An 18,964-nucleotide genomic window follows, 5' to 3' on the forward strand; every position below is an offset into this window, starting at 1 on the left:
GTTGTATAATTTAAATAAGCAAACTCGAAGCTAAATTCAAAAAAGCTCCCACAGACGTCATCTCCGAAGTGTTTTATCGGAGATCTTCTCTTTAAAACTACTTAATATTTTAAATAATTTAGTTTGAACGACATAAACCTAAAACAAGATTCCCGATCAAAACCCCTCGGGAATGACGGGGTTTAGCATTTGCTTATTAGAAAAGCTCAACTTAATAGATTGTATAATTTAAATAAGCAAACTCGAAGCTAAATTCAAAAAAGCTCCCACAGGCGTCATCTCCCAAGAGTTCAATCGGAGATCTTCTCTTTAAAACTACTTATTTTTTAAGTTATTTAGTTTGAGCTATATAAGTACAAAACAAGATTCCCGATAAAGATACTAAGAGAATGACAAGTGGATATCATAATGTTTATTCCAGAGCTATTTATTATAACTGTTCATATCAATCATCAAATCCAGATACATACTCAGAAGTAATTTTATTTAATCTTAGTTTTTCAGCATCACTAATAAAACTTGCTTCAATGGCATTGTAAGTAAACTTCGCGATCTCACTTTTGTTCATTTCATGTGCTTGCGCTAAGGCTAAAAAGTTACTATTCATGTAACCACCAAAGTATGCAGGATCATCAGAATTAACAGTGACACATGCACCCATTCTTAAAAGCTTAACTATGTTATGTTGTGTCATATTTTTAAATACACATAATTTCACATTAGATAACGGACATACAGTTAAGGGCGTTTGTTGTGAAATTAATTGCTCAAGTAATTTTTGATCATCAATACAACGCACACCATGATCAATGCGTGATACGCTAAGTAAGTTTAAGGCATCTGAAATATAACTCGCAGGGCCTTCTTCTCCTGCATGGGCAACAGTTAAAAACCCAAGCTTAATTGCTTGTTGGAAAACACGTTCAAACTTTTCTGGCGGATTGCCTAACTCTGATGAATCTAATCCAACAGCAATGATTTTATCTTGAAAGGGTTTTGCTTGCTCTAAAGTATTAAAAGCGGAATCTTCATCTAAATGGCGTAAAAAACTCATAATTAAATGGCTACTAATATTAAGTTGTTGTTTTGCTTTTTTTAATGCTCTATCAATGCCATTTATGACAGTAGCAAAAGCAATACCGCGGTCGGTATGGGTTTGCGGATCAAAAAATATCTCTGTGTGAATTACATTATCTTGCTTACAGCGTAATAAATATTCCCATGTTAACTCAAAGAAATCTTGCTCATGAATAAGTACATTAGCGCCTTGATAATAAATATCTAAAAAAGACTGTAAGTCCTCAAACTCGTACGCTTTAGCGACTTCTTCAGGGTTATTAAATGGAATATCAACATTGTTACGTTTGGCGAGTTTGAACATGAGTTGAGGCTCCAGAGAGCCCTCAATATGAAGGTGTAACTCTACTTTAGGTAAACCAGTTATAAAGGCTTTATGCATAGGCAAGTACTCAAAAGGATAAAAGCTTACCTTTAAGTATATACCTAAAATTCATTTACGAGGAAACGCTATAGTTAGTTAAGTTCAAAAACCCGGCTAAATACATCGCTCAGTAATTTGACCTTATTGATTTCTCTAGGTGACTTTTTACTCACTAAAGATAAATTAAATTGATAGGTTAAAGAACTAGGTTGGATTATTCGCATAAGTCCCATATTAAGCTCATGCTGAATATAACTTTGAGGCATATAACCGATATAACGCCCGGATAAAATCATAGATTTACGAGTATCAAACTGATAAGCCTTAGCTGCTAAATTTAATTTAATGAGCTGATTTTTGCCTGACATATCAATATCAATACCAGGGTGAATCGCTAAAGCAGAAGCTAAGTCTTCATCTGTGATTAGGGTATCAACTTTATTAAAAAATGGATGAGAATGTGCACAACATAAATAAATAGGCTCATTACATAAAGGCGTATAACTTAAGCCTTCAATTTGTTGATAATCAGGGAAAATACCAATATGTGTTTTATCTTTTAATAATGATTTTTCAATATTAGAAATTGAATCACCATCTAATACTAAATGTAGATTGGGCGAACTGTCGTGAACTTCTTGAATTACTTGCGCCATTTTTTGTTGTTTTGCATGATCTAATTGGTCGGCACATAAAATAACCAGTTCACCACTTAATTCTTTGCCTAACGTGCCTACAAGTAATGAAAAATCATTTAATGAATCAAATAAGCTAATTACCGCGCGATATACGGCTTGTCCATCTTCAGTAAGTGAAAAACCACCTCTACCTCTTAAACAAAGTTTGAGTTTCATTCTAGACTCAAGATTAGACATATGAACACTTATGGTAGAGCGAGTAACGCCTAGTGCAGTTTCGGCAGCAGCAAAACCGCCATGCTCTACAACACATACAAAAATACGTAATAAACGTAAATCATACTCAGTGATCGGTTTGGGAATGATAGAAGATTTATTCAAAATTCGGCTCTATGTTTTATCATTATAAAACTTAAGGTTTAATGTTTTGTATTTAACCTGAGTTGAATTTGTTATTCAATAGATAAAACATTTTGCATTGGAGACTAATGTGCGCATTTTACAAGATCATGGCTTACAAGATGAAAAGCTATTAAAAACGTTTTCTTATATCAATGGTAGTTGGCATAGCAGTGAGAGTGAGTTTGATGTAACTAACCCTGCAAATGGTGAATTAGTAGCAAGCGTAAATAATGCTGGCATTGTTGAAACTGAGCTTGCTGTTAAAGCGGCAAAAGATGCATTAAAAGCATGGTCTGCTAAATCGGCAAACGAGCGTGCTGGTTTATTAAGAAACTGGTTTAATTTGATGATGCAGCATCAAGATGATCTTGGTCGCATATTAACGCTAGAGCAAGGTAAACCATTAGCAGAAGCAAAAGGCGAAATTGCCTACGGTGCTGCATTTATTGAATGGTTTGCTGAAGAAGGTAAACGTGTTTATGGCGATGTGATCCCTAGTCCTTCAGGCGATAAACGCATTATTGTTGTAAAACAACCTGTAGGTGTTGTGGCTTCAATTACACCTTGGAATTTTCCTAATGCAATGATTGCACGTAAGGCTGCTGCTGCTTTAGCGGCTGGCTGTACATTTGTAGTACGCCCTGCAACATTAACACCTTTATCGGCACTTGCTATGGCTGAATTAGCAGAGCGCGCAGGCATACCCGCAGGCGTATTTAATGTTGTAGTCGGTGAAGACTCTCGTGGTATGGGAAAAGTACTCACTCAACATCCTGATATCGCTAAATTTACTTTTACTGGTTCTACAGGTGTAGGTAAAACGCTTATTGGTCAATGTGCAAGCACAGTTAAAAAAGTATCTATGGAATTAGGTGGCAATGCACCCTTTATTGTTTTTAACGATGCAGATATAGATGCAGCAGTACAAGGTGCTTTAGTTTCTAAATACAGAAACGCAGGCCAAACCTGTGTTTGTACTAACCGTATTTTAGTGCAAAAAGAAGTATTAGCAGAATTTACTGAAAAGTTTGCGACAGAAGTAGAAAAACTATCATTAGGTAATGGCTTAAACGAGGGTATTAATATTGGCCCTATGATCTCTAAAAATGCCGTGAGTGATGTTGAAAAACTGGTAAATGATTCTATTGCAGTAGGCGCACAATTAAAAATTGGCGGCAAAGCTACGGAGGCAGGCGAAAACTTTTATAAACCTACCATATTAACTAACGTGACAAATGATATGCCAATTGCTAATAACGAAATATTTGGCCCTGTATCTCCTATCATTGCATTTGATAGCGAAGAGCAAGCAATACAATTGGCAAATGATACCCAATATGGTTTAGCTGCTTATTTTTACTCGCGTGATATTGGCCGTATTTGGCGTGTCGCTGAAGGTTTAGAGTACGGCATGGTAGGTATTAACGAAGGCATTATTTCAAATGCAGCAGCGCCATTTGGTGGTGTTAAACAGTCTGGTAACGGTAGAGAAGGTTCTAAATATGGTTTAGATGATTATTTAGAAATCAAATATCTATGCATGGGCGGTCTTGATAAGTAATAAAACTTTTTATCACGTATTAATTATACGAATAGAATTTAGGTAAATAAAAATGACAAACGCAAATTTACAAGCAAGAAAAACCAAAGTGATCGCCCGTGGCCAAGGCAATGTATATCCAGTATATGTAGAGCGCGCTGAAAACTCAGAGCTTTGGGATGTTGAAGGTAAACGTTACATAGATTTTGGCACTGGTATTGCCGTATGTAATACAGGTCATAGTCATCCAAAAGTTGTGAATGCCGTAAAAGAACAGTTAGATAAATTTAGTCATACTTGTGTGATGGTAAATCCATACGAAGTAGCGGTTGAGCTTGCTGAAAAGTTAGTTGAAGCAGCCCCTGGCGATTCAGATAAAAAAGCTATTTTTGTATCAACAGGTGCAGAAGCCGTTGAAAACTGTGTGAAAATAGCACGCGCACATACAGGTCGTCGTGGTGTCATTGCCTTTAACGGTGGTTTTCATGGTCGCACAAATTTAACCATGGCACTCACAGGTAAAATAACACCTTATAAAAACTTATTTGGGCCTTTCCCTGGTGATATCTTTCATGCACCTTTTCCTGTGGCATGCCACGATATTACTGTTAAGGGATCTTTAAAGGCGATAGAGAACTTATTTAAAGTAGATATTGCACCAACTGATGTCGCAGCCATTATTGTAGAGCCAGTACAAGGTGAGGGCGGTTTTTATGCCGCTCCAACTGAATTCTTACAAGCTTTACGTAAAATATGTGATGAACATGGCATCGTATTAATAGCTGATGAAATTCAAACAGGCTTTGGCCGTACTGGTAAAATGTTTAGCTTTGAACATAGCGCTGTTGAAGCTGATTTGATGACAATGGCAAAAGGTATTGCTGGTGGTTTCCCAATTGCTGCAGTTGTTGGTAAAAGTGACATAATGGATGCGCCATTACCAGGTGGGTTAGGGGGGACTTATGGTGGTTCGCCAGTTGCCTGTGCTGCAGCAATTGCAGTATTAGATGTGATTAAAGAAGAAAATTTAATTGAGCGTTCTAATCAAATAGGTGCTTTATTTAATGAACGATTATCAGCATTAAAATCACAGTATCCAGATTTAATTTTAGATGTGAGAAATCAAGGATCTATGATTGCGATGGAGCTAATTGTTGGTGGTGATTCAGAACAAGCTAATACTGAGCTAACACAGGCTATTATCGGTCAAGCTGCCCAATATGGCTTGGTGCTACTAGCCTGTGGTTTTTATGGCAATGTAATTCGTTTTTTACCAGCCTTAACAATAAGCGATGAATTAGCCAACGAAGGGCTTGATATTTTTAATGATTTATTTAAAAGCTTAGTAGATGCATAAATAATTTAATGCATTAATATACTGTATAAACACCATTTAATGCGTGTTGTAGCCAATATCGGTATCGATATTGGCTTTTTTATTTATTAATTAGCGTATAATTTGATTTAGAATAAAGCATCTATTTCTTATTTGATTAATAATGTTTTATTAAACTTTTAATATTTTGAAATTAAAGCTTTATTTTATAAACAAATAAACTAGATTGTAATTTAGATGCTAAAAGTAGGCATACTAATTTACGCCTTATATCAAAGATTTGATATACCAGCATTAGTAAGCTTTTTCATGTTTGGCTCGGCAGTTCTTTTTGCATTTATGTTGGGACTTGAAAAAGATAGCCTAGAAAAAGGCGAAATGACAGTTGCAGAAATAAAACGTGAACAACGTAAAATTTTAAGATTTAGAACTAGCTTAATATTAAGTATGTTAGGTTCAATTACTTTAGTAACAGTTAAAGCCTAGCTTTCTTATCACTCTCAACCAATGCTAAATTGTGCTCTTTGGTCAGAACTGGAGCTGCACTTTAGTTATTTCTTAATGTTTTATCGGAGATCTAGCTAAAATAAGATTCCCGATATAAACCCCTCGGGAATGATGGATTTTAGCATGATGTTAGAGCTATTTTAGTTTTTTAAATCACAAAAAACAAAAACCCTAAGTGCGATATAAAATCTTAATAACATGCCAGCCAAATTTAGTTTTAACTAAATGAGGTGTTAGAACCTCTTTACTAAAAACCACTTTATCAAATGCAGGAACCATAGTGCCTTTTGCGAATTCACCTAAGCTACCACCTGCTTTTTTACCTGATGGACACGTTGAATGTTTTTTGGCTAACACATGAAACTTAGCGCCTTTATTCAACTGCTTGATAATGTCTTCTGCTTGTTCTTTATGCTTTACTAAAATGTGTAAAGCCGATGCTGTACGTGCCATGTTAACCTCATAAATATTTACGTTTTAAATTATATCATGAGTCATGATTAAGTCGCTAAAGGCTTTGCGGATTAGTTTGTTATTTACTCTCATTTTTATGTATATACATTTTTTTATCTGTAATATTTATCATTTCTTGAAGTGTGTATTGACTGTCGTATTCAAATACTTCAGCACCATAGCTGACACCTAAACCGGCATCTGTTGAAATTGTTTTACAAAACCGATTAAAACTCTGAACAATATCCTGACTCCATTCATCTATAAAACTTTCACTATTGCTCAGTATCATCACAATAAACTCATCACCGCCAAGCCTTGCTTTGATATCTGAATCTCTAGTATGCGTTTGTATCGTATTGGCGAACTCTTTTATTAATAAATCGCCTATGTCATGACCTAAATTATCATTGGCAAACTTTAAGTTATTAATATCGAAATATATAAAAGCGAGTTTTTTTTCAAACCTTATCGCATCTTTTATTCTTTGATGGGCGAGAGTTTCAAATCCTCTACGGTTGTATAGTTGTGTTAACTCATCGGTTAAAGCTAGGGCACTTATTTTTTCATAATTAATCAGATGCTTTAGATCACTTTCTATTATTTCTTTAAATTGTGACAGTAGATGGACCAATATTTTAGGGTACACAGTTGCTTTAGTATCGATCACACAAATAGAACCAAATAAACTTTGATCGGGCCAAAAAATAGGAAACCCTAAATAAGATCGTACAGCGCCTTCTGCAACTGGTGGAGAGTCTCGCCATTTTTCAGAACCAAGTGCATCATTTATATATAAAGAATTTCGAGTCTCCATCATTTCACGGCAAAAACTTTGAATGTCGTAGGGCCAGCATGAGTTTATTTCTAAAAAATTATTTGGATTTTTACTGGTTGAAATAACATTGAATTCATTTTGCCTAAATTGAATGATAGTGCCACTTGCAGCATTATAAAGCTCAGCAATAATATTCACGACATTTTGCCATTGTTTATAATTAACTTCAGGATGTGGGTACTGAATTAAACAAGCTTGAGTATCAATCATAATTAAACTTTTACAGCTATTGATATTAAATATAGGTCAGTTTGTTTGTTTTATAAACACGATTTATGAATTCAAAAATTATTAATGAGCGTTATTTACTTCAAAAAAATATATAGTTGAGCTTTGTTCCTAAAAATGCTCAACTATCATCATTATTAATTTTAACAATAACAATAAGATATGCTTTTAGATATTTTGGGTATTTTAATCGCCTTTTGCTCAGTCATGCTAATGTTTAGTTTAGTAGTCACTGCTTTTATTCAGTTTTTACAAAATAACTTAAAATGGCGAACAGCGCATTTAAAGTTAGGATTAACAGCATTAGCTACTCATATATTCAAAATTAACAATAGTTGGGTGTCGCAGAGATCTTTAAATGATTCACTACTGGATTTAATGAGGCCAACTATTAAAGCCAATCGAGGCGGCTTGTTTTATCAGCTATTTAGAAACTATGAACGTGGGCATATAAATGATGAAGAAATAAAAGCGGTACTCACAAACTTACATCAACAAAGTGACTGTAATACTAAACCTGATTTAGATACATTATTAAATGAAGCCGATAGATTTTTTGCGAGAATAGAAACAGAAATGAGTAGTCATTTTACGCGAAAAACCCACTTTTGGTCATTTATAGTTGCAGGTATATTTGTGATTTTGTTTCAATTAGATACATTCTCAGTACTGAATAAGGTATCTCAAGATAAGACTTATAGAGACAGTTTAGTTAATCAAGCGCAACAACAAATTAATAAACCTTATGAAGATTGTCGTGTTTTTACTCAGTTTGAAAATATTCAATCTTGTTTAATATCACAGCAAAAAAATGCGGCTTTATATGGATTTACCTTATTACCAAAAGGCGAGTCTCATTTTTATAAGGCGGGTGAGCAGCAAAGCCACAAAACCATATGGCAATTACTGTCTTTTTGGATTGGCATGATGATTTCAACCATATTCATCTCACTAGGTGCACCATTTTGGTTTAATCGAATCAAAACTTTAATTCAACTAAAAGATAAATTGAGTAAAGTCTCAGTTAAGTAGTTAATACTGAATTAGTATCGAATATAATCATCATTGATGGCTTATATTCGATACTATCAAGTGAGTATTTATAAATAATTAAATGGCTTGTGAAGTGAGCGCTATTGGGTAATCACCCATGAGTGTTACCTGATCCATAACTGTTACTAATGTTTGATGAGTGCTATCAAGGTCCGCATTTATTTGTATTGTTTGAATTGAAAAATTAGCGCCTATTCTAGCAATATTGGCTGCAACACGTTCAGCGTCTACTTGTCGGTTATCCATCCAAATAATATTATCTTTATCAATTGCAATTTGTACGCTTTTTGAAGTTTGATTTTTCTGTGAATTACTTTGAGGTCGGCTAAGTTCTATGCCTTTGGCCTTTACAAATGTGGTAGTGACAATAAAGAATATTAAAAGAATAAACACAACATCGAGCATTGGGTTCATATCTACTTCTGCATCAATTTTTGGTTCATGAGATTTATTTTTCATCATACTGGTTTCCTTGTGTTTTATAGATTGCTGCTTTGAAAAATAAATCAAAGCAGCGCTTAAAAACTGAGTACCTAATTTAAAACTATCAGAACTCACAAGGGGTTATCGTTAAATCATTGTTAATATAATGATTTGTAACATTTTAATATTATGTAGTGGTGTTATTTACCCTGTTAATGTTTGATTTCTTATTTAAACCACATAAGTTTGAAAATAATAAAAAACTAACCATGGTAGGCACTAGCCAACCCGCGTTATATTGATATAAAGGTAAGTACTTAATAAATGTAGCATGAATATCAGATGGCATTTTCTCTAATATTTTAAGTGCATCTACAATACCGCCAGCAATTGCTGTTATAAGTGTTAAGCTATAAGTCAGAGCACTTACAGGGCGTTTAACATTTAATAATGCTAAACAAATTACAGTGATTGCCACAGGATGCAATACAACAACTAAAGGCAACGTAATGGCTATCAGCATATCTAAGCCTAAATTAGCCACTAAGGTAGTCACTGCTACAATCACTATGGCACTCACCTTATAATTACAGCTACTAAAGTTTTTACTAACAAATTCAGCGCTGGCACAAGTTAAGCCAATCGCTGTCGTTAAACACGCCATGAAAATCACAAAACCTAATAATATAACGCCAGGTACACCATAAATCCAATTCATATAGTTTGATAATATTGCGCCACCGTTGGTTTCAGCTTGGCCATAGTTAGCGCCGACATATGCGATAGCAATATAAACTAAACTCATCGCAACACTGTAAATTAAAACGACGCGGGTCATGCTTGGGAATATAGCGCTTTTAGGCGAAGCCTCTTTTATGGCATTCATTACCAACCAACCAAAACCCACAGCACCTAATACATCCATGGTCATATAGCCTTCAGATAAACCAGAAGCAAAAGCAAATTCTTGATATTGTTTAGCGATGCTTAACGTTTCACCATGAGGAAATAAGTAGGCACTTACGGCTATCGCGATCAGCATAATAAGTAAAATTGGTGTCAGTATTTTACCAATACGGTCCATTAATTTACCTGGGTTTAATGCAAAAAATAATGTGACGGCTGCCATGGCTAAGGTACAGAGTAATAAACCAGTATCACCAATAAAAGGCTTAGCCGTAAACTCGTAAGCAACCGTAAAAGTACGCGGCATAGAAAAAAGCGGACCAATCGATAAAAACAATACACTCCAAAAAAGTAAATGTCCCCATCTAGGTAATCTGCTTGTAAGTGCATCACTGCCGCCCATATAAGCAATTGCAATAAGTGTGAGCGCAGGCAAACCAACCGCAGTGATTAAAAAACCAGACATCGCTAATAAGAAATGTTCACCCGAACCTTGACCTAATTGTGGCGGAAAAATGACATTTCCCGCCCCTAAAAAAAGTGCAAAGGTCATAAAACCCAAAGAGAGAAGTGTAGACTTAGACATGTAAACCTTAAAATAACAACGCAGATGCTAAAAAGGGCGCATTGTAAGGGCTTGCAGCGAGTTTGCAACCTAAAAATTATAGTGTTAAAAGTCTTGAAATCACGTGTTACTAGTAAATAACAGGGAGTTTTATCTTGATTTTTAAAAGTTAAAGTAGGGCTATTGCAGCAATGTTGCGTTATTTGCAATATGTATTCGTTTTAAAATAATAAATAAAGTACTTAAAACTAGGGGATATAGGTCGTGCTCACATTTTTTATTATTTTTACTGTCGATGTAATTATTATTAATACATGTACAGTTTATAAAATGAAAATTTACTTTATTGTTTATTCAGCACTATAAAACCACACTTTAGCAATTTTATTATCTTTTATTTCTTTAATGACAGACTCTGGATTCGGCGGTCTAAAAACTTCTATATCGTCACTAAACTTTGCAGTAAAAGGAATAATTTTCTTTGCATTATAAGCATCAAGTTGGCGTTCAACAGGCGTTAAAAAATCCAGGTTTATTATTTACTTCATTTATCATTTTTACCTCTGAGATATTACATCGCATTAAATTTTTTATGAGAATAAAAAGCTTAATTTTATTTTAATGTGACTTCATTTAAGTCATATACTTGTCCAGATAAAGGTGACTGACTAAATAGTTTTATCATTTTTTTAGCCGCTATGGTGGGTGTTTGTAATTTGTTATCTGTTTTTAGCGCATTAAAGTGCGCGACATCGGTAAAGTTAGCTTCATCTTGATCGCGAATTGTTTGTTGCATTTGCGTATCAATCACACCTGGCCGAATAGTCATAATGCGTAAGTTTTTATTATTTTGTGTTTCAAGTGCTATGCAGGACGTAAAAGTTTCGATTGCAGATTTGGTAGCACAATATAGCGACCAACCATAAAAAGGCTTAACAGCAGCCCCAGATGATATATTGGCGATTTTTATATTGGCGTCTTGCTTACTAAAGTATTTTAAAAATAAACCCGTTGTTGTCACACAAGCATTAAGGTTTATTTGAATATTTTGTTGCCAATCTTTTGGTTGAGTTGATTCTAGTGGGCCGACAGGGGCTAATGTTCCCACATTATTAATTAAAACAATTTCACTATAGCAATTATTGCTTAGCTGTTTAAATGTTTTGTTGAGGGTATCAGTGCATGAATCTGGTTCAGAAAAATCGCATGTTTGATGGTTTTGACTATTACCACTTCTTGAAAATTCTACGACTTGCCAATGTGCATTTGCGTATATATCTACAAGTGCTTTACCAAGACCTTTTGAACCGCCTGTAATAATTGCAAGCTTCATTGTGTTACCTTATTAAATTAAACTCTCTATAACATGTGACTTTTAGACCTTAAATATATCGGCTTTTGCATTCAATTAAATTGAGATAGAGTGAGGTATTATTCAGTTAAAAAGAATAAGTTGAGATAGTAAAACCTATCTTATTGATACAGTTTACCTTTCTCATTTTATGGCTTTGAAAGAAACTAAACAATTTAATAAAAGCCACGCTTATTTTTGTAAATCATGGCAGTATTATCGTTAATAATAATTTAAACGGTAATACTGTAGAGCATGAATAAACCGCCATTATTTGAGCTAATCTCAGCCCATATTTTAAAAAGCCTTTATACAGGCTTTCCTATCACTGAAACATTTTCGAGTATTAATATCGCACGCGTATTTAAGAGTGAATTAACAGATGAACTTCACCTTATTAATACGGTTAGTGCCACTTTAAACTGGCTAAATGAAAACAGTTATATTGCGATTGGTTCACAAGATTTAAATGATTATTACGATGTGAGTTTAAGTGAAAAATGTTTAGCTGCATTTATTACAAACAAACGTAGTGATGAACTGAGTATTACAGATGGCCTTTTAGGTGATGATACTCAACAAGTAGATGCAATTGAAAGGTTAATACTGATTAAATCAAATTAGGGGATTACATCGGGTTAAACTTTATAAATAATATATTATCGTATTGATTATGAAAACTGGATTTTCATATTCTTTTAAATATCACTGAACTATTTTACTTTGTTTTTCGTATTACTTTTAGACACAAAATAAGGATACGACAATGCAAAAAGAAGTACAGTTACGTTTAGGTGAGAAAGTAATGCCAAAAGCACCTATGGTTAAATTAAGTAATGGTGAGTTTTGTATACCTCAGCATTATTTAACTTATCATCACACATTACAAAGTGTTGAAGCGCTAATTTGTGCAATTGAATATGATCCCCGTTATGTTGTATTTGCAGCACAAGAGGGTGAGTGTATTTATATACAAGTAGGGGTTGTTGGCCATGATAATTACAAAAAGCATTCAAGCGAAAATGATTTAAAGCTACTATTTGGTCGTAAATGGCGTGTAGAACCTGAGTTACCTACATCTGAAATTATACAAAGTGTTTTTTTAGCGATTAAAAAATCGCGAGAACATGAAGTAAGAGAGCTGTTTAAACTTAAAGTTAATAACAGTGTTACCACACCATTTAATACGCATATAGATTTACCGTTAATGGCACAGTTTTACGAAAATATACAATTTAAACAAACACAAACTAAAATAAGCCCTGAACAGCAGATTAATGATGTATTGAGCTGTATCAATTACGATAACTGTCACTTAACCTTGAAAGATGTTGAGCAACGCAAAAACGGTTTATGGTTAATAGATGTTGCAATTGAAAGTCATGATTTAAGCACCTTACCTGAAATAAAAAATAAAATGCTATTTTTACAAACCGAAGATTTGACTTTAAATACATTAAGCCGTGCTTTAATGAATGAACTTGTGTTTTTAAGTGATTTACATGTAGACAAAAACTTTAGTTATCAGGGATTTCATCGTTTTGATCCTGCTATAGATATTGCTGAGATTGCCGATTTGTCTCAACAAACAAGAAAGCATGAGTTAGCAGCACAATTTGCCAGTGAATTTAGCAAAAGTAATTATGAGACTGACCAAATGCGAATTCCCCCAGTTAAGCCAGGTCCGTTGGCGAAAAAACACCAAAAAGTAATAGAGAAATTTAAGTTATTATCTTAATGATATTAACTTAATGCGATATTAATTATTATTGGGTTTGATTTATATAAATAAAAAAGGCAGTTAAGATAAAATCCTAACTGCCTTTTTGATTTATATAAATAAAAAAGGCAGTTAAGATAAAATCCTAACTGCCTTTCTTTTTGGCTGTCGCCAATTTGTCGCCTCTTGTATTACCACGACATTATGTGGTGGAGCTGGGGGGATTTGAACCCCCGTCCGGAAAGCGTCGAAATTAGCTTACCCCTTTATAAAACAGTGACTTACATATAAATCAATCACTTACTTTCTGACTAACCCTGATGAAATCTGAAAAAACCTAACCGTTATGGACTATATTTGGACAATCGACTAAGGGGTTTAGTCTAATAGCATCTTCTAGATGATTCGGTGCAAAGTGAGCGTAGCGCATTGTTTCCTCTATCTTAGCATGGCCTAGAATACGCTGTAATACAATTATGTTACCACCATTCATCATAAAGTGGCTTGCAAATGTATGCCTTAAAACATGGCTGCATTGACCCTCTGGTAATACGATATCGGTTTTTCTTATCGCTCTTTCAAATGCTTTTCTACAATCTTCAAATAAACTACCTGATTTTTTAGGTATTTCATTATATAGCTTTTCAGATATTGGTACTGTTCTACGCTTTTTACTTTTAGTATTTACAAAATTAATTCTAAATTCATTACCTGATTTAATTACATTGGTTCTTTTTAAACCGTATGCCTCGCTTATTCTACAACCAGTAGACAAACATATTTTTGCAACAATATGAATATGTGGATTAGTTGATTTTTTTAGTTCTTCTAAAACTTCGTTAATTTCTTCTTTAGTTAAAAATACTAATTCCGTTTCTTGTACTTTTATTAATTTTATTGAACCTATTGGGTTTGGGTATTTAATATTTTCGATTTCAATTAATTTATTAAATAAACCTCGTATCAAGTTAAGTTCATTATTAGCTGTTTTAGGTTTTATTTTTTTTAATCTTTTACCGCGATATTCAATGTAATCTGTTGCTGTTAATTTTGCCGCTACTGGGTCGTTCAACTCATTACAAATTGCGTTTAGTTTTGCTAAAGATTTTTCTGGAGCTGCTAAAGTTTGCCCGTGGAATTCAAACCACTTTTCTATTAATTGAGATAAGCGCCTTTTATCGTCTTTTTCACCGTTCCATGGTTTTGCCTGTGCTTCAGCTAAAACATGATTTTGAAACCTAACGGCCTCAGATTTAGTGTTAAAAGTTCTGCGTATACGTTTATTTGTATTTTCATACGGCCTTATATCTACATAGAACTTATTATCAACTTTTTTTATCGACATATTTAACTCTTTTGTTGCGTTTGCCTATAAAAGCGCAGTACTTCATGTTTTGATTAGAATATATGCACTAATGCGTATTTCACAATAGAAAAGATTATTTTGTATACTGATATATCAGTTTCACAATGTTTTTCCATCTATTAAGGAATTATAGAATGCTATAGTTTCCTCACTGTTTTTTAATCTAATAGAGTCTAATATGGAAATCAAATCGAGTACTCCAGTTCTCAACCCATTACAAATCAAACACACTCCAGCTCAAAAAATAGATGATGAAACTGTTAAAACCAATAATACTGATTCGGTAACAATTAGCGCTGAGGCACAAGAACTTTTAGACGAAGTAAAACCTAACCGTGGTGGTGGTGACGTTATAATTAAAAAGCCAAACCAATGATTGTATTTGATACATATTACAAATTTAATTGGTCATTTATTGCCGATAATTTCATAACATTATTATTTATCTCAACAATGTTTATTGTCTTTTTCAGATATAAATCTGACAAGTCTTTAAAAATCGGTGCAATTGTTTATGCGTCATCTTATATATTAAGTAATTTTGCTTATTCAATGGTAGAAGTTTTACCTGAAGGAAACTTAGTAGGCCCAGAGTTTTTTTATTTGCAGTGGGTGATGTATGAAGCTTTAACCATTATTTTATGTTTTATGATTCATTTAACTATGAAAGTACAGCATCATGAAGGTGTGGTTAATGCTTATAGATTGTCATGTATCAATATGGCTTCTTGCTTAGCTATGCATTATTTAGCTGTTTTTCAAAGTTTACCAGAACATTGGTTCTATCCCGTTTATTCTGTCACAGTCAATTTAACAGCATTATTTATTATATTTTTATTTGCTTTCAATATTAAGTGGAGTGTTAGCGAATGTTTTTCGAAGTACCGTTTGTCATAACTCTTTGTATTGTAGCTTTAGTAATTGTTCTCAATATTAACAAAATTCAGCATGTCGACAGGGATGAAATGCCATTACCAGAACTTGCTGAAATATTACTTTTAGAATTAGAAAAAATTAATTCAATGGATGTAAATTTAAGAGTTGAAGCAAAACAACACTGGGATGATAAGTTTAATATTTACCTTGAAAGAAAACGTTTAGATACCACTAAAAATCAACACCAAAACTTAAAAATAAGAGCTATTAAATAGCTCTTTTACGTCCTTATCTTTGTTATCTTTTTTTTAGCATTAAATAAAATTACTTTATTTGTAAGTCTTTGTTTTAATGGTTGCATTTGTAATGTAGTATCTTGGCTTGATAACGAATCAACACATTAACTTGCTCGATATTTATACAAGCCAAGTTTAATGTTGTAAATGTGTCTTTGATAGACGGAATTATTCCGTTTATCACGCAAAGGTAATACAGGGTGTTTTGATTAAATTATAAATTAATAGTATTTTGTTAACATTGAAAATCAAGATAGACGAAAAAAGTTCTTGTTTAAACACGGAGTAAATCATTCTATTAAGCAGTTATAAGCCCATGGAGGTAACTTGAGTACTATCGAAGAATCTCTTGAGCTATCAAAAGATATCAGTAATTCCTTAGAGGGTATCACGACAGATGCTGGTGATGAATTTCTTTTCCCAGGATTATTTCACTCGTTAGTTATCGAGCACCACCGAAGCATTATCGTTTTGTGCGAGCGTCAGTTGTATAGTTCTGCTGCAAGCCTAATACGATGTGTTTTTGAATCTTATATTAAAGGTCTTTGGTTTGCTGAGTTCGCAAAAGAAGCTGATTTTGTAAAATTAAGAAATGACAGTTTCAATAAAGATTTTTATAGGTTGGTAAATGCACTAGAAAATAAAAACAATAATGGTATTAAAACAGCCAAAGAACGTTATTGGCCTAATTTAAATAGTCTAACTCATTCAGGTACTGCGCAATTATCTAGAAGAGTAAAAGGCGATCAAATTGTAAGTAATTTCAATGAAGAGTTTATTCAGCAAATGCTTAGTTTTACTAATACATATGCATTATTGTCTTTTGGGCAAATAGCTGAAATGTCAGGCAATAGCAAAGCACAAAACGCATTCATTGCTATTGCTGATAAACACAGTGATTTTAAAGAAGCTACTGACTGTGTTAAGGGCTTGTAACAAATAAGGATAGTATTGATGTCAACTGGAAGTGATTTTAAATGTCCAAAGTGTGAAGAATTCCGAGAATTAACTCTTCACCTTCATGAACTGTTTATGTTTTGCGAACTTTTAGATAATACAAATATTGTTTATAAGTATTCTAAGAAATTTAAGGGTTTTGTTCCTGAAGGGGAGGCAACCACAATTAATATAGCAAAGTGGTTAAGATTAGCTAGTCAAATCGACTCTGTAGAACTGAACCCTTTTCGATATAAAGAAGCTCATTTTTGGTGTGAGTCTGCAGGAGATGAGCTAGATTCTGACGCAGGACACCATAAGGCAATTATTACACCGATAACTCAATTTATGTTTATCGCCAATGCTCTAGAAGAAACCTATCGGTTTATTAGTTCACGATACGAACATCACTACAAATCTGCAATAATAAGAAAGCCAAAACTTGAAAGAAAAAGAAATTACTCTGCTCAGGCACACTGGCTTCTTGATGAAATATATCCAGATATCGAAGTACCTGAAATGTATAAACATAAAGTGGACTCCTTTACTTCTTTAGCTAAATCCTATCAAAAACAATTTAATGTCAGCTTCGATTTTGATTTAGAAAATAATCCAGAATTGTCTCATGGCTTATCAATAGTAAGAAATATTAGAAATCATATTGCTCATGCTGTATTCCCTATTATTGAAAACCCTGAATATACATTAGAGTTTTCAAATCCAAAGAGTAAGCGGTTAATTCTAAATTTATTAGCGCATGCAAGTAGAGTTGCAGCAATGAATATTCAAATGATGTTAAGCGTCTCAAATAGCGGGTTTAACTCAGCTGGATATTCATATTTATGTAGTGATCCCGATTACGGCAATAAGTTAGAGTCATTGTGCACTTTAAATTACCTGAAAAAGTTACATATTAAACAAGAGTTTGGCCTTAATGAAAGCTCACAATGGCAATTACGCTCAGAGTGGGGCCTTGAGGCTGTAGAATGATTAAAAGTTTAATATCAGAGCCCTAAAATAGGGCCCCAAATGTATTAGTTAACTTCAGTTCTGAGCTTTCATTGTGATAGAGAGAGGCTCACTTTTTTAAGAATTTTAGCCTTTAGATAAATTCTACAGGCTCGTTAGGCAATCGTTAGGGCTCATGTCCAGTTATAGGAATATTAATGACAGAAGAAAATAAAAGTTTAGATATTTTGGGTGTAAAGCCTATCGCTGATTCAGTAAATACTGTAACTACAGGTTCCGTTAAAGGTGCTTCAGCTTTTTTAAGCCGTATATGTTTACCTGCAGCTGAAGAGTTTGGTTTGTTACTAAAGGATAAGGTTAGTAGTTGGAGAGCAAATAATGCAGTTCAGATTACGAATAAAGCTCAAGCTTTATTAGAAAAGCAAGTTGGGAATGTTTCCCTGAATGCCCATCCAAGAATAGTTTACTCTACAATTGAAAGTGGCTCTTGGGCTGAAGATGATTTTATGCAAAATCTATGGGCTGGTTTATTGGCTTCATCTTGTACTGAGAAAGGAAAAGATGAGAGCAATTTAATACTTGTAAATTTGCTATCTCAAATTACGACCAGCCAATGTAAGTTACTCGATTATGCTTGCAGTAATTGTAAAGTTTTCAAGTCAGAAGCTGGTTGGATTGGTGCTCTTGGGAACTCAATGGAACTCAGTGAACTTATAGAGATAATGGATATACAAGATGTGCATCAAATTGATAGAGAACTTGATCATTTAAGGGCATTAGAATTGATTTCTGGTGGCTTTCAAATAGATCATACTATAGCGAAAGTGAAACCTATGGCTTTAGGTTTACATTTATACGTCAGAGGTCAGGGTTATGTTGGAGAACCTAACTCATATTTTGATGCTCCAATAATGACAAAAGCAGACCTAATTAAACATGAAAGTGAATTTCATGATTTTTAAGCCCTGGAAAGGTATTTAAACATTGGGTTTCGCTTCGCTACACATTATAACCCACAATTTTAGTCCGCTTAGTGCGGCGTTGAGGCTGTAGAATAATTAATTAACTTAGCAGCCTTAAAGCAGGGTTCCAAATGCATTAGTTCAGTCTGTTTTTCAGC

At 33.8% G+C, this 18,964-nt stretch carries 20 protein-coding genes; 12 read left to right on the forward strand and 8 right to left on the reverse strand.

Annotation, left to right across the window (positions count from 1 at the left end):
- Window positions 1–445: 445 nt before the first annotated feature.
- A complete protein-coding gene (locus tag PSA_RS06420; protein ID WP_042149411.1) occupies window positions 446–1,459 on the reverse strand; it encodes an adenosine deaminase in 1,014 nt (337 codons plus the stop codon).
- A gap of 74 nt (window positions 1,460–1,533) precedes the next feature.
- Complete coding sequence (locus PSA_RS06425) at window positions 1,534–2,460, reverse strand: LysR family transcriptional regulator (RefSeq protein ID WP_042149413.1); 927 nt, start codon at window positions 2,458–2,460, stop codon at window positions 1,534–1,536.
- A 109-nt stretch (window positions 2,461–2,569) separates the two neighbouring features.
- Here PSA_RS06425 and PSA_RS06430 point away from each other — a divergent pair, with 109 nt between their 5' ends.
- The 3 genes from PSA_RS06430 (at window position 2,570) to PSA_RS06440 (ending at window position 5,843) form a co-directional block, all read left to right on the forward strand.
- The gene (locus tag PSA_RS06430; protein WP_269432777.1) at window positions 2,570–4,042 is read left to right on the forward strand and encodes an NAD-dependent succinate-semialdehyde dehydrogenase; all 1,473 of its coding nucleotides are present in this window, start codon (window positions 2,570–2,572) and stop codon (window positions 4,040–4,042) included.
- Window positions 4,043–4,094: 52 nt separating this feature from the next.
- Window positions 4,095–5,378, forward strand: coding sequence for a 4-aminobutyrate--2-oxoglutarate transaminase (gene gabT / locus PSA_RS06435; RefSeq protein ID WP_042149415.1), 1,284 nt, complete (start codon window positions 4,095–4,097; stop codon window positions 5,376–5,378).
- Between the two features lie 216 nt (window positions 5,379–5,594).
- Complete coding sequence (locus PSA_RS06440) at window positions 5,595–5,843, forward strand: hypothetical protein (protein WP_042149418.1); 249 nt, start codon at window positions 5,595–5,597, stop codon at window positions 5,841–5,843.
- A gap of 192 nt (window positions 5,844–6,035) precedes the next feature.
- On the opposite strand, the gene PSA_RS06445 is transcribed toward PSA_RS06440, so the two are convergent.
- Both PSA_RS06445 and PSA_RS06450 read right to left on the reverse strand, forming a co-directional pair.
- The gene (locus tag PSA_RS06445) at window positions 6,036–6,317 is read right to left on the reverse strand and encodes a peptidylprolyl isomerase (protein WP_042149420.1); all 282 of its coding nucleotides are present in this window, start codon (window positions 6,315–6,317) and stop codon (window positions 6,036–6,038) included.
- 79 nt (window positions 6,318–6,396) lie between these two features.
- Window positions 6,397–7,365 (reverse strand): sensor domain-containing diguanylate cyclase, encoded by a 969-nt coding sequence (locus PSA_RS06450; protein ID WP_042149424.1) that lies wholly within the window; start codon window positions 7,363–7,365, stop codon window positions 6,397–6,399.
- 231 nt (window positions 7,366–7,596) lie between these two features.
- Here PSA_RS06450 and PSA_RS06455 point away from each other — a divergent pair, with 231 nt between their 5' ends.
- A complete protein-coding gene (locus tag PSA_RS06455; protein WP_127924188.1) occupies window positions 7,597–8,415 on the forward strand; it encodes a hypothetical protein in 819 nt (272 codons plus the stop codon).
- Window positions 8,416–8,493: 78 nt separating this feature from the next.
- On the opposite strand, the gene PSA_RS06460 is transcribed toward PSA_RS06455, so the two are convergent.
- The 3 genes from PSA_RS06460 to PSA_RS06470 all read right to left on the reverse strand — a co-directional run bounded on the left by PSA_RS06460 (window position 8,494) and on the right by PSA_RS06470 (window position 11,663).
- Entirely contained in the window at window positions 8,494–8,898 is a 405-nt protein-coding gene (locus PSA_RS06460; RefSeq protein ID WP_042149430.1) for a biopolymer transporter ExbD, read from the reverse strand.
- A 148-nt stretch (window positions 8,899–9,046) separates the two neighbouring features.
- Window positions 9,047–10,351: a branched-chain amino acid transport system II carrier protein gene (brnQ, locus tag PSA_RS06465; RefSeq protein ID WP_042149433.1), complete on the reverse strand. Its 1,305-nt coding sequence runs from the start codon at window positions 10,349–10,351 to the stop codon at window positions 9,047–9,049.
- Window positions 10,352–10,943: 592 nt separating this feature from the next.
- Window positions 10,944–11,663 carry an SDR family NAD(P)-dependent oxidoreductase gene (locus PSA_RS06470; RefSeq protein WP_042149436.1) on the reverse strand — a complete coding sequence of 240 codons (720 nt, stop codon included), beginning with the start codon at window positions 11,661–11,663 and terminating at the stop codon, window positions 10,944–10,946.
- A 273-nt stretch (window positions 11,664–11,936) separates the two neighbouring features.
- Between PSA_RS06470 and PSA_RS06475 the strand changes: the two genes are divergently transcribed.
- On the forward strand, window positions 11,937–12,305 hold the full coding sequence (locus PSA_RS06475; RefSeq protein ID WP_042149439.1) for a hypothetical protein: 369 nt from the start codon (window positions 11,937–11,939) through the stop codon (window positions 12,303–12,305).
- A 142-nt stretch (window positions 12,306–12,447) separates the two neighbouring features.
- A complete protein-coding gene (locus PSA_RS06480) occupies window positions 12,448–13,419 on the forward strand; it encodes a hypothetical protein (protein WP_052380150.1) in 972 nt (323 codons plus the stop codon).
- A 319-nt stretch (window positions 13,420–13,738) separates the two neighbouring features.
- Here PSA_RS06480 and PSA_RS06485 read toward each other — a convergent pair whose 3' ends face one another.
- Window positions 13,739–14,746 carry a tyrosine-type recombinase/integrase gene (locus PSA_RS06485; RefSeq protein ID WP_042149443.1) on the reverse strand — a complete coding sequence of 336 codons (1,008 nt, stop codon included), beginning with the start codon at window positions 14,744–14,746 and terminating at the stop codon, window positions 13,739–13,741.
- A gap of 199 nt (window positions 14,747–14,945) precedes the next feature.
- Between PSA_RS06485 and PSA_RS06490 the strand changes: the two genes are divergently transcribed.
- The 6 genes from PSA_RS06490 (at window position 14,946) to PSA_RS06515 (ending at window position 18,806) form a co-directional block, all read left to right on the forward strand.
- Window positions 14,946–15,143, forward strand: a complete 198-nt coding sequence (locus PSA_RS06490; protein ID WP_042149446.1) for a hypothetical protein — start codon at window positions 14,946–14,948, stop codon at window positions 15,141–15,143.
- Complete coding sequence (locus PSA_RS06495; protein ID WP_042149450.1) at window positions 15,140–15,664, forward strand: hypothetical protein; 525 nt, start codon at window positions 15,140–15,142, stop codon at window positions 15,662–15,664. The genes PSA_RS06490 and PSA_RS06495 overlap by 4 nt, the downstream gene beginning before the upstream one ends.
- Before the next feature lie 68 nt (window positions 15,665–15,732).
- A complete protein-coding gene (locus PSA_RS06500) occupies window positions 15,733–15,918 on the forward strand; it encodes a hypothetical protein (RefSeq protein ID WP_042149452.1) in 186 nt (61 codons plus the stop codon).
- 348 nt (window positions 15,919–16,266) lie between these two features.
- Complete coding sequence (locus PSA_RS06505) at window positions 16,267–16,875, forward strand: DUF5677 domain-containing protein (protein WP_042149455.1); 609 nt, start codon at window positions 16,267–16,269, stop codon at window positions 16,873–16,875.
- 96 nt (window positions 16,876–16,971) lie between these two features.
- A complete protein-coding gene (locus tag PSA_RS06510) occupies window positions 16,972–17,865 on the forward strand; it encodes a hypothetical protein (RefSeq protein ID WP_145987705.1) in 894 nt (297 codons plus the stop codon).
- Window positions 17,866–18,041: 176 nt separating this feature from the next.
- Entirely contained in the window at window positions 18,042–18,806 is a 765-nt protein-coding gene (locus PSA_RS06515; protein WP_052380151.1) for a hypothetical protein, read from the forward strand.
- Window positions 18,807–18,964 lie beyond the last annotated feature (158 nt).

Origin of the sequence: Pseudoalteromonas sp. '520P1 No. 423' (assembly GCF_001269985.1) — a bacterium.
Classification (GTDB): domain Bacteria; phylum Pseudomonadota; class Gammaproteobacteria; order Enterobacterales; family Alteromonadaceae; genus Pseudoalteromonas.

Coding starts and splice junctions, on each gene's coding strand:
- PSA_RS06485 (WP_042149443.1), bottom strand. CDS start 14,746: ATGTCGATAAAAAAAGTTGATAATAAGTTCTATGTAGATATAAGGCCG.
- PSA_RS06445 (WP_042149420.1), bottom strand. CDS start 6,317: ATGGCACGTACAGCATCGGCTTTACACATTTTAGTAAAGCATAAAGAA.
- PSA_RS06420 (WP_042149411.1), bottom strand. CDS start 1,459: ATGCATAAAGCCTTTATAACTGGTTTACCTAAAGTAGAGTTACACCTT.
- PSA_RS06515 (WP_052380151.1), top strand. CDS start 18,042: ATGACAGAAGAAAATAAAAGTTTAGATATTTTGGGTGTAAAGCCTATC.
- PSA_RS06475 (WP_042149439.1), top strand. CDS start 11,937: ATGAATAAACCGCCATTATTTGAGCTAATCTCAGCCCATATTTTAAAA.
- PSA_RS06510 (WP_145987705.1), top strand. CDS start 16,972: ATGTTTTGCGAACTTTTAGATAATACAAATATTGTTTATAAGTATTCT.
- PSA_RS06455 (WP_127924188.1), top strand. CDS start 7,597: ATGTTTAGTTTAGTAGTCACTGCTTTTATTCAGTTTTTACAAAATAAC.
- PSA_RS06495 (WP_042149450.1), top strand. CDS start 15,140: ATGATTGTATTTGATACATATTACAAATTTAATTGGTCATTTATTGCC.
- PSA_RS06450 (WP_042149424.1), bottom strand. CDS start 7,365: ATGATTGATACTCAAGCTTGTTTAATTCAGTACCCACATCCTGAAGTT.
- PSA_RS06440 (WP_042149418.1), top strand. CDS start 5,595: ATGCTAAAAGTAGGCATACTAATTTACGCCTTATATCAAAGATTTGAT.
- PSA_RS06460 (WP_042149430.1), bottom strand. CDS start 8,898: ATGATGAAAAATAAATCTCATGAACCAAAAATTGATGCAGAAGTAGAT.
- PSA_RS06490 (WP_042149446.1), top strand. CDS start 14,946: ATGGAAATCAAATCGAGTACTCCAGTTCTCAACCCATTACAAATCAAA.
- brnQ (WP_042149433.1), bottom strand. CDS start 10,351: ATGTCTAAGTCTACACTTCTCTCTTTGGGTTTTATGACCTTTGCACTT.
- PSA_RS06500 (WP_042149452.1), top strand. CDS start 15,733: ATGCCATTACCAGAACTTGCTGAAATATTACTTTTAGAATTAGAAAAA.
- PSA_RS06470 (WP_042149436.1), bottom strand. CDS start 11,663: ATGAAGCTTGCAATTATTACAGGCGGTTCAAAAGGTCTTGGTAAAGCA.
- gabT (WP_042149415.1), top strand. CDS start 4,095: ATGACAAACGCAAATTTACAAGCAAGAAAAACCAAAGTGATCGCCCGT.
- PSA_RS06480 (WP_052380150.1), top strand. CDS start 12,448: ATGCAAAAAGAAGTACAGTTACGTTTAGGTGAGAAAGTAATGCCAAAA.